We start from the raw sequence: 12891 nt of genomic DNA on the forward strand, positions 1-12891 counted from the left end.
GGCCATGTCGGCGGAGACCGCCCGCGGGTCCGACGTGCTCGGACGGCGGGTGCGGGCCGCGCGCGAGCTGGCGTTCGCGGGGCGGGAGAAGGAGCTTGAGGTCTTTCGCGCGGCGTTGCGCGGCGGCAACTTCAGTGTCCTGTACGTGCACGGACCCGGCGGCGTCGGGAAATCGGCATTGCTGCGCATGTTCCAGCGCGAGGCCGCGGCGTCGGGGCGCGTGGTGACCGAGGTCGACGGACGGGTCACGCCCGGGTCACCCGCGGCGTTCGAGGCGGCGGCGGAACCGGTGCTGCGCGATGCCCGTGCGGTGTTGCTGGTGGACGCGTTCGACCAGGTCCAAGCTCTGGAAGCGTGGCTGTGGGAGAGGTTTCTGCCGCGGGTGCCGACGGGGGCGCTGGTGGCGATCGCCGGGCGGTTCCCGCCGGACATGCTCTGGCAGGCCGACCCGGGGTGGGAAGGTGCGCTTGAGGTGCTGGCGTTGCGCGGGCTCGCGCCCGCGGACGCGCGTGCGCTGCTGGACTTCAGCGGGGTGCCGGACGAACAGCGTGAGCCGGTGCTGGCCTTCGCCTCCGGGCATCCGCTGGCGTTGCGGCTGAGGGCCGCGGCGATCAGGAACCGGACCTCCTCACGCCAGGACGTGGTGGCCGCGCTGCTGGACCAGATGGTGGGGCCGGTGCCGTCCGAGGCGCACCTGCGCGCCTTGGAGGTGTGCGCGCACGCGTACGTCACCACGGAGGACCTTCTGCGTACGGTGCTTCCCGACCACGCGGGCGCGCTGTTCCCATGGCTGCGCCGGTTGCCGTTCGTGGAGTCGAGCGGCCTGGGCCTGGTCCCGCACGATGTGGTGCGCGAAGTGCTGGAAAGCGACTTCCGGTGGCGGGACCCGCAGGCGTACGCCGACATGCACGACCGTATTCACGCGTATCTGGCCGGCAAGGTGCGGAACGCGGCCGATCCCGACGTGCCGGGTGCGACGGCGGCCTTGCTCTACCTGCACCAGGCCGGCGGCGCCCATGAGGAGACCGGGATCAGAGAGGACGTGTTACGCGCCGGGGACACGGACACGCTGATCCGCATGGCCACGGCCGCGGAGGGGGAGGCGCCCGCCGCCGGCGCCGGCTTCTGGGCGCGACGCCGTCCGGAGTCGTTCCGCGTCTACCGGCGCGCCGCGAGCGGCGAACCGCTGGCGTACTGCGCCTGGTTGTGCCTGCCCGAGCTCGACGAGTCGGAACTGGCGGCCGACCCCGTCGTGGCCGCGGCGTGGGAACACGCGCGCGCCACCGCGCCACTGCGCCCCGGTGAGCACCTGGCCGTCGGCCGCGTGTGGGTGCCGGCCTCCGCTCGTGACGCGCCGGTTCTGGAGCTGATCATGCGGCGGCTGATCGGCAACTGCCTGCGTACGGAACGGCTGGCGTGGTCGTACCTCGCGGCCTGGGATCCGTGCCCCGCCTTGGCGGAGCGGTTCCGGCGCCTGGGCATGCCGCCCATCGCGGAGCCGCCCGCGGCGGGGCGGGCGACGTACGGCCTGTTCGCCCACGACTGGCGGACGGCTCCCGCGTCGGCGTGGCTGGAGCACCTGAACCGGCCGCCCGCCGGCGACCCGGGCACCACCCCGGCGAGGCTCGCGGTACTGTCGCGGGCCGAGTTCGAAGAGGAGGTCAGGAAGGCGCTGCGCCGGCTGCCACGGCTCGACCTGCTGGCCGCCTCGCCGCTGACGCGCACCAGGCTGATCACCGAGCGGAGCGGCCAGGACCCGGCGACGGCGCTGCACGATCTCCTGCGCCAGGCGATCGACGATCTGCGCGAGGACCCGCGCTCGGTCAAGTTCCACCGCACCTTGGCCGCCACGTTCCTGAGCGGCACCCCCACCCAGCAACTGGCCGCGGAAAAGCTCGGTCTGCCCCTCACCACCTTCCGCAGGCACCTGACGGGCGGCATCGAACGCGTCTGCGCCGACCTGTGGCACAGCGAGCTGTACGGCAGGGGCCGGCGGCCAGGCGGTGCAGCACTAGGGAATTGACGGAAACCCCGGCGTGGTCTTGACCGTGGTCATGGTGAACTGGGAATTGGTCCGTGCGACGCCGGGCAGATCGGTGAGCTTGGTCATGTACAGGTGTTCATAGGCGTCGAGGTCGGCCACCGCGATGCTCAGCAGATAGTCGGGCTGGCCGAACATCCGACGGCAGTGCACCACCTCTTCCAGCCGGCGAACCTCGGCCTCGAACGCCTCGATCGTCGCCCTGTCCTGAAGCGCCATTTCCACATGGAGCAGCACGTGGAAGGCCCGGCCGATCGCGGCGGGGTTCACCGCGGCGTAATAGCCGGTGATCACACCACTGCTCTCGAGCTGGCGAACCCTGCGCAGGCACGGGGACGGCGACAAGCCCACGCGGTCCGCCAGCTCGATGTTGGCCAGCCGCCCGTCCTTCATCAGATGCGCGAGAATTGCTCGATCGGTCTTGTCCATGGCACACCATGCTAATCGCCGTCCGCTGCCGGGCATCTTTGGCATCGCGTGCCAGGGCGATGTGGCTACCGTTGACCACGGGATACCTGGGAGGGGCCGCGATGACTGAGCATCCGACACTGAGCCTGGACAAGGACGGCCACAAAACGGCCGGCCGGTTGCTGGCCGCTTTCCTTGAGGGCTACGAAGACTCCATCCCCGGGCGCCCGCTCGTCCCCGAGGTGAACCGCGAGGTTCTCGCGAACCTGCTCACGACCCCGTTCCCCGACAAGGGCATCGGGATCGAGGGACTTTTCCACGAGATCAACGACAAGATCCTGCCGAATTCCACGACAGTGAGTCATCCGCGTTTTCTCGCCTACGTTCTCGGTCCGCCCAACGGCATCGCCCCCTATGCCGAGGCGATCGCCGCCGCCATCAACCAGAACTGCAACTTCTGGCAGCTCTCCCCGTCCGCGAGCGTGATCGAACGCGCCGTCGTTTCATGGCTGGCCGGACTGTTCGGCTACGGCGAGCAGTCCGGCGGAATCCTCACCGGAGGAGGGTCGATCGCGACGCTCAACGCTCTCGCGACAGCCCTGCACGCCCACCGGCCCGGCTACCGCGAGCAGGGGCTACAGAACTCCGGCCCCCGGCTCGTCCTGTACACATCGGCCGAGGCGCACCGATGCGTGGACAAGGCGGCGGCCATTCTCGGGATCGGGCTGGACAACGTCCGCCACATCCCCGCCGACGACCGTCACCGCATGCGCGCCGATGCTCTGGAGCAAGCCGTTCGCGACGATCGCGCAGCCGGGCTGGAGCCGTTCTGCGTCGTGGCCACGGCCGGAACGGTCACCACGGGATCCATCGACCCGATCGCCGAGATCGCGGACCTGTGCACGAGCGAAAACCTGTGGCTGCACGTCGACGGCGCCTATGGCGCCCTGTTCGTCCTCTCCGACCGGAGCGATCCCGCACTCGCCGCCTGCGCCAGAGCCGACTCCATCGCCCTCGACCCGCACAAACTTCTCTTCGCTCCCCTGGAGGCGGGGTGCCTGCTGGTACGCGACCGAACCCAGCTCAGAGACGCCTTCGCCTTCTCCTCCTCGTACCTCACCGTCGCGGAGGACCCGCTGATGGTCGACTACATGGACTACGGCCCGCAACTGTCCCGCGGGTTCAAGGCGCTCAAAATCTGGAGCGCGCTGCAGGCCTTCGGCATCGACACCTTCCGGTCGGTGATCGGCCGTACCCTGGACCTCGCTCAATATCTGGCCGGCCGCATCCAGGCCGAGCCGGATCTGGAGCTCATGGCGCCCGTACCGCTCACCGCCGTGTGCGTCCAGATCAAAGGCGCGACCGAGGCGGACCACACTGCCGCACTCGCCACCCTCATCAACGAGGGCACCGCGCTCCTCGGTCCGGCCCGGCTCAACGGACGGCACGGCATCCGCGCGTGCGTCACCAACTACCGCACCACGCACGCCGACATCGATCTCATCGTCGACCGCCTGGCAGAGATGGCCCACGACGTAAGGTCTCGCGTCGCTCGCTAGGGAAACGCCGCCATCGGCACGGCGACGCGGTGTGTCAATGCGCTTGCGTCATGGTCTGTCCATCGGTCGCGTGCGGTCGATGACCCGGCGGGCGGCTTCAAGCTGCCGGATCTTGACGGCCCTGAGCCGCTGGAACTTCTTCGGGTGGCGGCCGATGGCGTCGTTCTGGATGCGGGTCTCGGCTGCCGCCCAGATGGATACGAGGTCGGTCTTGTCCTTGCAGCTGAGGTCGGCCTGGGCCGTGCGGATCTCCTGTGGGGTGGGTTGGCTCGTCTCCCAGCGTGGGTCGGTGATCGCGGTGAGCGGGTCGGGGTAGGGGAAGCCTTCGCCCGCCATGCACGCGCTCCAGGAACGGAACGCCCGGGTGACCTTCTCCTCGCGCTGGGAGGCGTCGAAGGAGGCGAAGATGGTCTTGTTGAAGAAGCCGGCGTCGGCGTTCGGCGCCCCGGCTGACAGGTGGTCGCGCGCTCGGTCGAGGCATCGGTCGGCGGCCTTGCGGACGGTGGGCGACGCCTGTGCCGTTCGGGCGAGATCGTGCTGCTTGCGGGCGGCCACGACCGGCCGGTCAGGGGGTGTGTGATACCCGAACACATCGGCCATCTCGCGTTCGATGACGCCGTAGCGGCGGCGGTGCGGTGGTTCGCTCTCGCTGCCGGCAGGGGCGGGAAGCACCTGCCAGGCCATGCCGCGTGCGCGCAGGCAGTCGCGGACCAGCAGGTCCTCGGCGACCTCCAGGGTCATGTTCTCGGCCGGGCTGAAGTCGTAGGCGTCGAAGGGGAGGGTGAGCCTCCGGGCCTGTTCGCCGGGTGCCGGGACGGCGGCCGCGTGCGAACGGGCCGGCGGGACCGCCGCCGGTGCAGCCGGTGCCGTCGAGCAGGCCGGGACCGCTCCGGCGAGGAACGCCGATGCCAGGGCGATGCTCCATCGCCGGAGCGGACCGATCATCGCCTGCGCCCGGTGGACGCTGCCGCCGCGTCTGCGTGGGTCACGTCAGCGCTTCAGCGAGGTGGTCTTGTTGTCGAAGCCGTTGTTGGTGAGGTCCTTGTCCTCGCTCTCGGCTCGTGCGGCGTATCCGGAGGCTCCGGCACAGTTACGGCGGTCGTAGAACCGGATCTTCCGGTTGTATTTGTTCTTGTGAGAGCTTGCCCAGTTGTTGTACCTGTTCGGCAGGGTCCCGCATCTGCCGGGGGAGGGCATCCTGATCTGGATGTAGGTCCGTCCTCGGAAGTCGTCGTGCTCGAACAGGCACAAGCGGTTGTTGGCACACGCGGCCGACCGTATGGACACTCCACTGACGACCTCGTAGGAGACTTCGTCGCCGGGTGCTGCGGCGGCCTGGGCGGCGGGGCCATACCCTGCCAATCCCAGGAAGCTGAGCGACATGGCGCCGGCGATGAGAGCGGTCTTACCCTTCATGTGCATTCCTTTCGATACTGTGTGGGCGACTCAAGATCTTTTGCTGGCCTCCTCTCGTCCGAAGCCGGAACAAGGGGAGGACTCACGTTCATGAAGGCGTCTCCCCTGGCTCGGGCTGAAAGCCTGGTCGGGTGTCGCTGATACTCAGGCGACGAGCGAGGGGCCACCGAGGGGGACAGCCGGCTCGGAGTTGTTCGAGGCGCCGGGAGCCGTCGCGGGCGGCTACGCGGGCGCTCTTTCGGCGGTCGTGTCCGGTGCGGCGGCCAGGCGGTGCTTGCGCCTGGGCATGCCGAAGGTCGGGTGCGAGGTGGCCCACAGCGACATCGTGAGGATGCCCGCCTTGGTACGTGCGGCCTTGCGGCCGCCGTCGTATGCCGGCTTCGCCTGTCCTTGGTCGTCGACCGCCTGCCGGATCCCGTCCCTCCGGCCGAGGCTGATCTGGTTGTAGGTGTAGATCAGTTTGGTGTGGGGGATCGGACGGCCGGTCAGGCGTCCCACGATCGCCTCGATCGCCTGCCGGCTGGTGTAACCGGCCGAGGCGCAGGACATCGGCATCGGCCGGCCGTTGTCACCCATGGCGTGGGCGCTGTCGCCGATGGCGTACACGTTCGGGTGCGAGACCGACCGCATGGTGCGATCGACGACGATCTGGCCGTTCCCGGTGACCGCCAGGCCGGCGGCGACGGCGATGGGGTCGAGCGCGAACCCGGCCGTCCACGCGGTCGCGTCGGACGCCAGGGCGGTGCCGTCGGCGCACAGCACCCGCGTCGCTTCGACGGCTTGGACGCTGGTGTGCTCCAGGACGGTGACGCCCAGCCGGTCGCAGGCCCGGCGCAGGTGGCCGCGGGCTCCGGCCGAAAGCCGGGCGCCCAACTGCCTGCGGGCGATGAGCGCCACCGACAGGCCGGGCCGGGACTCGGCGATCTCGGTGGCGGTCTCGATGCCGGTCAGCCCGTCACCGACGACCACCACGTTCCCGCCTTCGCCCCACCTGTCCAGGCTGGCCAGGCGCTCGCGCAGGCGTAGCGCCGAGGGCCGGGCGGCGACGTCGAAGGCGTGCTCGGCCACGCCGGGGACACCCTCGACGTCGCCGTGGCTGCCGAGCGCGTAGACGAGCGTGTCGTAGCCGAGTCCGCCGGCGCCGTCGGTCATGGTGATGATCTGGCGCTCGGGGTCGATGGCGGTGACACGGGCCAGGCGCAGCCGTATCCCCGTGCCGGCGAAGACGTCGGCGAGCTTCGGCGCCTCGACCTCCTGACCGGCCACCAGCTGGGGCAGCCGCATGCGCTGGACGAAGTCCGGCACGGCGTTGACCACGGTGATCTCGGTGTCGGCCGGGGACAGCCGACGGGCCAGGATGCCGGCCGCATAGGCCCCGGCATAGCCGGCGCCGAGAACGACGATGCGGTGCTTCATGTAGTGCTCCTGTCGGGCTTGTTGCTGGTGGGTCACCGATTTCCTTGGTCGAGGTCGCCGTGCGCCTGCGCAGAAAGGTCCTGCCAGTCGGCCCAGGTCTTGAGCCGGTCGGCGTAGACCTGCCGCAGCATCGGGTAGAAGCCGTGGCCGAAGAGCACCCGCAGGGGCGGGTCGGCGGAGTCGACGATCTTGAGGAGGGCCTGGGCCGCGGCGGCGGGGTCGCCGGCGGGCTGCTTTCCCGCGAACTCGGCGATACGCCGGCGAAGGCCGTCGTAGACCGGGCTCGGCTCGGCCAGGTGGCCGTTGTTGAGGGGATCGGGGTTCTTGCCGCCCCGGGTGGCGAAGCCGCCGGGCTCGATGATGGTCACCTTGACGCCGAAGTCGGCGACCTCCTGGGCGAGCGATTCGTTCAGGGCTTCCAGAGCCCATTTCGAGGCGCTGTAGGCGCCGCTGAGCGGCATCGCCATGAGCCCGGCCGCCGAGGACAGCTGGATGACGTGCCCGCCGCCCTGCTCGCGCAGGTACGGCAGCGCGGCCTGGATCACCCACATCGCGCCGAACAGGTTGGTCTCCAGCTGGTCGCGCAACTGCTGCTCGGCCAGCTCCTCGATCGCGCCGACCTGGGCGTAGCCGGCGTTGTTCACGATGACGTCGAGACGGCCGAAATGCTCGGCGGCCCGCTTCACACTCGCGAAGACGGCGGCCTTGTCGGTCACGTCCAGCTCCAGCGCAAGCACCGCCTGGCCGTACGCGGCGGCCAACTCGTCGAGGCTCGCGGTGCTCCGCGCGGTCGCCGCCACCTTGTCGCCGCGCGACAGGGCGGCCTCGACGAAGTCGCGGCCCAGGCCGCGTGACGAACCGGTGACGAACCAGACCATGCTCATGATGACTTCCCGTTCCTTTGCGGTGGGGTGCGCGGCGCTCATCACGCGACGCGGCCAAGGCGATCGTTCGCGTGGTGTCCTGATGACCATGCGGCGTCGGCGCCCCGGACTTTGTGACAGCGCGGTCGTGTGACGTGTGTCACCGATCACGGGTGTCACACAGCGGTACGCGCCGGCGCCTTGTGCATAAGAGCAGGAATCGCGGGGACCAGGCAGGAGACGGGTATGGACGAGCGCGGCCAGATGGACGACGCCGCCGAGGCGACCGAGGTGTTCCTCGCCCACCGCAACCTGCTGTTCACCGTCGCCTACGAAATGCTCGGCTCGGCCGCCGACGCCGAGGACGCCCTGCAGGAAACCTGGCTGCGGTGGGTCAAGGTCGACAGGGAGCAGGTACGCGACCAGCGCGCCTACCTGGTGCGGGTGACCACCCGGCGCTCGCTCGACCGGCTGCGCGCCATGCGGCGTCTCAAGGAGGACTACGTCGGCCCTTGGCTGCCTGAGCCGCTGCTCACCGCGCCGGACGTGGCCGAGGACGTCGAGCTCGCCGAGAGCGTGTCGATGGCGCTCATGCTCGTACTCGAGACGCTCTCACCCACCGAACGCGCCGTCTTCGTGCTGCGCGAAGTCTTCGGCATCAGTCACGAGGAGATCGCGGCCGCCGTCGGCAAGAGTTCCGCGGCCGTCCGGCAGATCGCGCACCGCGCCCGCCGGCATGTCGACGCCCGGAGGCCGCGGGAGGTGGTCTCCCCGAGCCAGGCGCGGGCCGTGCTGGAGTCGTTCCGGCGCGCGTTGGAAACCAGGGACCTGCAGGGCCTGCTTGACGTGCTCGCCCCGCAGGTCGTTCTGGTGAGCGACGGCGGCGGCGTCAAACAGGCGGTGCCGCAGCCGATCACCGGCGCCGGCAAGGTGGCCCGCATGATCGTCAACGGCCTCGGCAAGGCTCAGGTGGCGCTCACCAGCGAGCCCACCGTGGTCAACGGCAACCCGGCGCTCCTGCTCCGCATGGACGGCGAGATCGACGGCGTCATCGCGGCGCGGGTCGAGGACGCCCGCATCACCGGCCTGTACTACGTCCGCAACCCGCGGAAGCTGACCCGCATCGCCTCCGAGACCCCGCTCACCCTGCGATGAACACCTACTGGGAGGTCCTTCATGACGAACAGCGTTGCCGGCGAACTCGCCGGACTCGAGCTGCCGGTCGAACGTGGCTGCCCGTTCGCCCCGCCCACCGCCTACGAACGGCTGCGCGAGCAGGCGCCGATCAGCAAGGTCCGCCTGACCAGCGGCGGGCAGGCGTGGTGGGTGTCCGGGCACGAGGAAGGCCGTGCCGTCCTCGCCGACCCCCGTTTCTCCTCCGACAAACGCAAGGACGGCTTCCCCCTGTTCAACCTCGACGCGGCGACCCTGCAACTGCAGCGCAGCCAGCCGCCGGTGATGCTCGGCATGGACGGCGCAGAACACTCCGCGGCCCGCCGCCCGGTGATCAGCGAGTTCACCGTGAAGCGCCTGGCCGCGCTGCGCCCGCGGATCCAGGACATCGTCGACCACTTCATCGACAACATGCTCACCGCCGACCGGCACCCGGTCGACCTGGTGCGGGCGCTGTCCCTGCCGGTGCCGTCCCTGGTGATCTGTGAACTGCTCGGCGTGCCGTACACCGACCACGACTTCTTCGAAAGCCGCACCACGATGATGGTGAGCCGGACCTCGACCGCGGACCGCAATCGCGCCTTCATCGAACTGCGCGCCTACCTCGACGACCTGGTCACCCGCAAAGAGTCCGAACCCGGCGACGACCTGCTCAGCCGGCAGATCGCCCGGCAACGCCGGAACGGCGCACCCGATCACACGGGCCTGGTCAGCCTGGCCTTCCTGCTGCTGACCGCCGGACACGAGACCACCGCGAACATGATCTCGCTCGGCGTGGTCGCGCTGCTCTCCCATCCGGAGCAACTGGCCGTGGTCAAGGCCAATCCGGGCAAGACGGCCATGGCCGTGGAGGAACTGCTGCGCTACTTCACCATCGCCGACACCGTCACCTCCCGGCTGGCCACCGAAGACGTGCGGGTCGGCGGAGTGAACATCAGGGCCGGCGACGGCGTCATCGTCTCCGGCCTGTCGGCCAACTGGGACCCCGCGGCGTTCGAGAATCCGGCCGAACTGGATGTCGAACGCGGCGCCCGCCACCACCTCACCTTCGGATTCGGCCCGCACCAGTGCCTCGGCCAGAACCTGGCCCGGATGGAACTGCAGATCGTCTTCGACACGCTGTTCCGCCGCATCCCCACGCTGCGGCTCGCCGTACCGGCCGACGACCTGCCCTTCAAGAACGACGCCGTCGTCTACGGCGTCCACGAACTTCCGGTCACCTGGTGAGCAGGACGTGATGCGGATCAAAGCCGACACCGGCCGTTGCGTCGGTTCCGGCCAGTGCGTGCTGACCGAACCGGCCGTCTTCGACCAGGACGACGACGGCATCGTGGCCCTGCTGACCGACCACCCCGACGACCAGCGCGCCACACAGGCACGCCACGCCGTCACCCTGTGCCCTTCCCAAGCCCTGTCCATCCTGCGGGAGTGAGCGCGACACGAGGCGTTCACGGTACGTGCTGTCAGCCGGGACCCTGGTGATCGTCGGGCGGACCTGGGCGAGTTGGCCGCTCGCACTGCCGACGAGCCCGCCAGCGGAGGTCATCACGGGGAGAGCGGCGGCCACGCCGGTTGCGGCACGAAGTCCAGCACCGAGTGCACCAATCTTGTAGACGTGGAGCGCTGAGTAGGGCTTCGACTCCCGCGCCCCCGACGAGGTGGCATAGGGGAGCGTGGTTTCTAGCGGCAGGGTCATCCACCGTGAGGTGGCCAGGATGTACGCGGCGGGCCACCACGAATTCCTCGCTCCTGGGGGAAGAGGACTGACAGGTCTACTTGTCTCCGCGCCAGCGGGCGATGTCCTCGTCCGTGACCTCGACGGGACCCGCCGCCAACTGTGTGATCCTGATGTGGTTGCCGAAGGGGTCACGCAGCGCACAGTCGATGCCGTACGGCTGCTGCGTGGGCTTCTCGGTGAATTCGACACCCTTGGCGCTGAGGGTGTCGTAGGTCTTCTGGCAGTCGTCGGTGTTGAGGATCGCGGCGACGCCCAGCGCGCCCTTGGTCACCAGGTCGCGGACCTGGGCGGCGGTCTCCTCGCTGAGCGACGGCGGACCCGGCTTTTCCAGGAGGATCGACCGGTCCGGGTCGGACGGCAGAGCGACGAGGAGCCAGCGCATGAACCCCATGTCGACGTCGGAGGTCACTTTGAAGCCCAGCTTGCCGACGTAGAAGTCCAGCGCCTCGTCCTGGTCGAGCACGTACACGGAATGAATGCTGATACGAGAGAACATGCCTCGACCCTACGGACAGTAAGGGCGTGATGGCTTATCCGAAACGACTCGGTCTGGTCCACGCCTTGACGAAGCACACCGGGACATCGACCGGTGACGTGCCTGACCGAAACTCGGTGGGGGACATGCCGACGATGGCCCGGAACGTACGGCTGAACGTCCCCAGACTCTCAAAGCCGACCTGCGCGGCGATGTCGGTGACACTGACCGACGTGGAGCGCAGTGACGCCATCGCACGTTCGATCCGCCGCCGTTGCAGGTACCGGTGCGGTGTCTCGCCGAACGTCGCCCGGAACGACCGGGTGAAATGGGTGGGCGACATCAGGGCGATGTGCGCGAGCGCGGGTATGTCGAGGGGGTGGGCGAATTCCCGGTCCATCGCGTCCCGTGCACGCAACAGCCGCCGGTTCTGGTCCTCACCCGGGCTGAGCACGTAACCCATCGTAGTTAACGCAGGCAGGCGACGAGCCATTGACGTGCGGGTACGGCCGGCATCGGAGTCCCCTCGCCGGCCTGCTCACCCTGCCCGCCCCTGGAACGGTGGGGGATGGGTGAACATGCCGGCGAGCCGCGGTCACGGACGCGTAAGCCGTACGCGACCGGTTGGGCGGACCAGCTCGGGGTCTAGCTCAGCTCCTGGACCACGGTGACCAGGTTGCCGTCAGGGTCGTGCAGGTGGCAGAAGGCCACGAGGCCGGGGACGGATTCGAGCGCACTGGGCGTGAAGCCGTTTTCGACCAGGCTCGCGCGCTCACGTTCCACGTCCTCGACCACGAGCCGGAGACCCCAACCCGTCCCGGCCGGTACGGCTTCGACGCGATCGAGTTCGAACCCGTTGTCTCCGGAGACCTCGAAGACGACCATGTCGGGTGCCGACTCCGCGTCCCCTTTCAGGCCGGTGACCCGCTCGTACCACTGCTGGGAGGCTGCCAGGTCGACGGCCGGGATGCCCGCGTAGATACCGTTCAGTTTCATCGTCGTGCTCCTTCGGGTTTCACAGCCGGACCAGGGTGTTTCCCCGGTGCTTGCCGTTCAGTTGGCCGATGAGTGCGCCGGGGACCGCGGGCAGGCCGCCTTCGATGACGGTGTGGGGGAAGGTGAAGCGGCCTTCGCGTATCCACTGGCTGTAGTGCTCGTTCCAGGCGGGGTCGTGGTCGTAGGGGGTGGTGAAGCCGCGGATGGTGACGTCGCGCAGGACGGCGGGTTCGAGGTCGAGGGTGGGGTTGCGGCCTGATAGGGAGCCGCAGAGGACGAAGCGGGCGTTGGGGGCGGCCAGGGCCAGGGCGGCCTCGAACTGGTCGCCGGCGACGTTGTCGAAGAAGACGTCGATGCCGTCCGGCGCGAGGTGGGCCAGCCGGTCGGTGATGGGTCCGTCGTGGTAGTCGAAGGCGGCGTCGAAGCCCAGCTCGTCGACGAGGTAGCCGATCTTCTCCTTGCTGCCGGTGCTGCCGATGACGCGTTTGGCGCCGCGGCAGCGGGCGATCTGCCCGGCTACGGCGCCGACGCCGGTGGTGGCGCCGGAGACGAACACGGTGTCGCCGGGGCCGGTGGCGGCGAGGGTGACCATGCCGCGCCAGGCGGTGGTGCCCTGGTTGAGGTGGTATTCGGGGCTGGGCAGCAGGGTGGGGTCGAGGGTGGTGAACGACGGGTCGTCCTCGGCGGCCAGGATGTGGTCGCGGAAGCCGTACACGTGCTGGACCAGGTCGCCGGTGGGGTAGCGGGTGCTGCGGGAGGCGACGACGGTGCCGACGGCGGGCGCCCAGGGCGGGCGGCCCAGTTCG

General features: G+C 69.5%; 14 protein-coding genes. 5 read left to right on the plus strand and 9 right to left on the minus strand.

Translation table 11 applies throughout. From position 1 onward, the window contains the following. Nucleotides 1–4: 4 nt before the first annotated feature. On the plus strand, nt 5–2023 hold the full coding sequence (locus ACFWYW_RS50195; RefSeq protein ID WP_379610978.1) for an AAA family ATPase: 2019 nt from the start codon (nt 5–7) through the stop codon (nt 2021–2023). Here the strand turns inward: ACFWYW_RS50195 and ACFWYW_RS50200 are convergent. Next, nucleotides 2012–2470, minus strand: a complete 459-nt coding sequence (locus tag ACFWYW_RS50200; protein WP_379610979.1) for an Lrp/AsnC family transcriptional regulator — start codon at nt 2468–2470, stop codon at nt 2012–2014. The genes ACFWYW_RS50195 and ACFWYW_RS50200 overlap by 12 nt on opposite strands. A gap of 101 nt (nt 2471–2571) precedes the next feature. Between ACFWYW_RS50200 and ACFWYW_RS50205 the strand changes: the two genes are divergently transcribed. After that, nucleotides 2572–4008, plus strand: coding sequence for a pyridoxal phosphate-dependent decarboxylase family protein (locus tag ACFWYW_RS50205; RefSeq protein ID WP_379610980.1), 1437 nt, complete (start codon nt 2572–2574; stop codon nt 4006–4008). 48 nt (nt 4009–4056) lie between these two features. Here the strand turns inward: ACFWYW_RS50205 and ACFWYW_RS50210 are convergent, their stop codons facing one another. The 4 genes from ACFWYW_RS50210 to ACFWYW_RS50225 form a co-directional block, all read right to left on the minus strand. Further along, entirely contained in the window at nt 4057–4953 is an 897-nt protein-coding gene (locus tag ACFWYW_RS50210) for a hypothetical protein (protein WP_379610983.1), read from the minus strand. A 45-nt stretch (nt 4954–4998) separates the two neighbouring features. Next, nucleotides 4999–5424, minus strand: coding sequence for a peptidase inhibitor family I36 protein (locus ACFWYW_RS50215; protein WP_379610984.1), 426 nt, complete (start codon nt 5422–5424; stop codon nt 4999–5001). A gap of 222 nt (nt 5425–5646) precedes the next feature. Then, nucleotides 5647–6840, minus strand: a complete 1194-nt coding sequence (locus ACFWYW_RS50220) for an NAD(P)/FAD-dependent oxidoreductase (RefSeq protein WP_379610986.1) — start codon at nt 6838–6840, stop codon at nt 5647–5649. Between the two features lie 32 nt (nt 6841–6872). Further along, on the minus strand, nt 6873–7724 hold the full coding sequence (locus ACFWYW_RS50225; RefSeq protein ID WP_379610987.1) for an SDR family NAD(P)-dependent oxidoreductase: 852 nt from the start codon (nt 7722–7724) through the stop codon (nt 6873–6875). 225 nt (nt 7725–7949) lie between these two features. On the opposite strand from ACFWYW_RS50225, the gene ACFWYW_RS50230 reads away from it, so the two are divergent. The 3 genes from ACFWYW_RS50230 to ACFWYW_RS50240 are packed head-to-tail and all read left to right on the plus strand — an operon-like array spanning nt 7950 to nt 10308. Beyond that, the gene (locus tag ACFWYW_RS50230; RefSeq protein WP_379610988.1) at nt 7950–8858 is read left to right on the plus strand and encodes an RNA polymerase sigma-70 factor; all 909 of its coding nucleotides are present in this window, start codon (nt 7950–7952) and stop codon (nt 8856–8858) included. Between the two features lie 21 nt (nt 8859–8879). Next, nucleotides 8880–10103, plus strand: coding sequence for a cytochrome P450 (locus ACFWYW_RS50235; protein ID WP_379610989.1), 1224 nt, complete (start codon nt 8880–8882; stop codon nt 10101–10103). Nucleotides 10104–10113: 10 nt separating this feature from the next. Then, nucleotides 10114–10308 carry a ferredoxin gene (locus ACFWYW_RS50240; RefSeq protein WP_379610990.1) on the plus strand — a complete coding sequence of 65 codons (195 nt, stop codon included), beginning with the start codon at nt 10114–10116 and terminating at the stop codon, nt 10306–10308. Nucleotides 10309–10648: 340 nt separating this feature from the next. Here ACFWYW_RS50240 and ACFWYW_RS50245 read toward each other — a convergent pair whose 3' ends face one another. The 4 genes from ACFWYW_RS50245 to ACFWYW_RS50260 all read right to left on the minus strand — a co-directional run. Continuing rightward, on the minus strand, nt 10649–11110 hold the full coding sequence (locus ACFWYW_RS50245; RefSeq protein ID WP_379610991.1) for a VOC family protein: 462 nt from the start codon (nt 11108–11110) through the stop codon (nt 10649–10651). Between the two features lie 34 nt (nt 11111–11144). Continuing rightward, entirely contained in the window at nt 11145–11552 is a 408-nt protein-coding gene (locus ACFWYW_RS50250) for a helix-turn-helix domain-containing protein (RefSeq protein ID WP_379610992.1), read from the minus strand. A 182-nt stretch (nt 11553–11734) separates the two neighbouring features. After that, nucleotides 11735–12085 (minus strand): VOC family protein, encoded by a 351-nt coding sequence (locus tag ACFWYW_RS50255; RefSeq protein WP_379610993.1) that lies wholly within the window; start codon nt 12083–12085, stop codon nt 11735–11737. 19 nt (nt 12086–12104) lie between these two features. Beyond that, nucleotides 12105–12891, minus strand: a 787-nt coding sequence (locus ACFWYW_RS50260; protein WP_379641324.1) for a zinc-binding dehydrogenase, incomplete at its 5' end; no start/stop codon positions are given.

Origin of the sequence: Nonomuraea sp. NPDC059023, from assembly GCF_042740095.1 — a bacterium.
Lineage (GTDB): Bacteria > Actinomycetota > Actinomycetes > Streptosporangiales > Streptosporangiaceae > Nonomuraea.

What these genes read in the sequence shown, in the direction of transcription:
- ACFWYW_RS50205 (WP_379610980.1), top strand. Translation starts at nt 2,572, where the DNA reads ATGACTGAGCATCCGACACTGAGCCTGGACAAGGACGGCCACAAAACG.
- ACFWYW_RS50245 (WP_379610991.1), bottom strand. Translation starts at nt 11,110, where the DNA reads ATGTTCTCTCGTATCAGCATTCATTCCGTGTACGTGCTCGACCAGGAC.
- ACFWYW_RS50255 (WP_379610993.1), bottom strand. Translation starts at nt 12,085, where the DNA reads ATGAAACTGAACGGTATCTACGCGGGCATCCCGGCCGTCGACCTGGCA.
- ACFWYW_RS50195 (WP_379610978.1), top strand. Translation starts at nt 5, where the DNA reads ATGTCGGCGGAGACCGCCCGCGGGTCCGACGTGCTCGGACGGCGGGTG.
- ACFWYW_RS50210 (WP_379610983.1), bottom strand. Translation starts at nt 4,953, where the DNA reads ATGATCGGTCCGCTCCGGCGATGGAGCATCGCCCTGGCATCGGCGTTC.
- ACFWYW_RS50230 (WP_379610988.1), top strand. Translation starts at nt 7,950, where the DNA reads ATGGACGAGCGCGGCCAGATGGACGACGCCGCCGAGGCGACCGAGGTG.
- ACFWYW_RS50215 (WP_379610984.1), bottom strand. Translation starts at nt 5,424, where the DNA reads ATGAAGGGTAAGACCGCTCTCATCGCCGGCGCCATGTCGCTCAGCTTC.
- ACFWYW_RS50225 (WP_379610987.1), bottom strand. Translation starts at nt 7,724, where the DNA reads ATGAGCATGGTCTGGTTCGTCACCGGTTCGTCACGCGGCCTGGGCCGC.
- ACFWYW_RS50220 (WP_379610986.1), bottom strand. Translation starts at nt 6,840, where the DNA reads ATGAAGCACCGCATCGTCGTTCTCGGCGCCGGCTATGCCGGGGCCTAT.
- ACFWYW_RS50250 (WP_379610992.1), bottom strand. Translation starts at nt 11,552, where the DNA reads ATGGGTTACGTGCTCAGCCCGGGTGAGGACCAGAACCGGCGGCTGTTG.
- ACFWYW_RS50200 (WP_379610979.1), bottom strand. Translation starts at nt 2,470, where the DNA reads ATGGACAAGACCGATCGAGCAATTCTCGCGCATCTGATGAAGGACGGG.
- ACFWYW_RS50240 (WP_379610990.1), top strand. Translation starts at nt 10,114, where the DNA reads ATGCGGATCAAAGCCGACACCGGCCGTTGCGTCGGTTCCGGCCAGTGC.
- ACFWYW_RS50235 (WP_379610989.1), top strand. Translation starts at nt 8,880, where the DNA reads ATGACGAACAGCGTTGCCGGCGAACTCGCCGGACTCGAGCTGCCGGTC.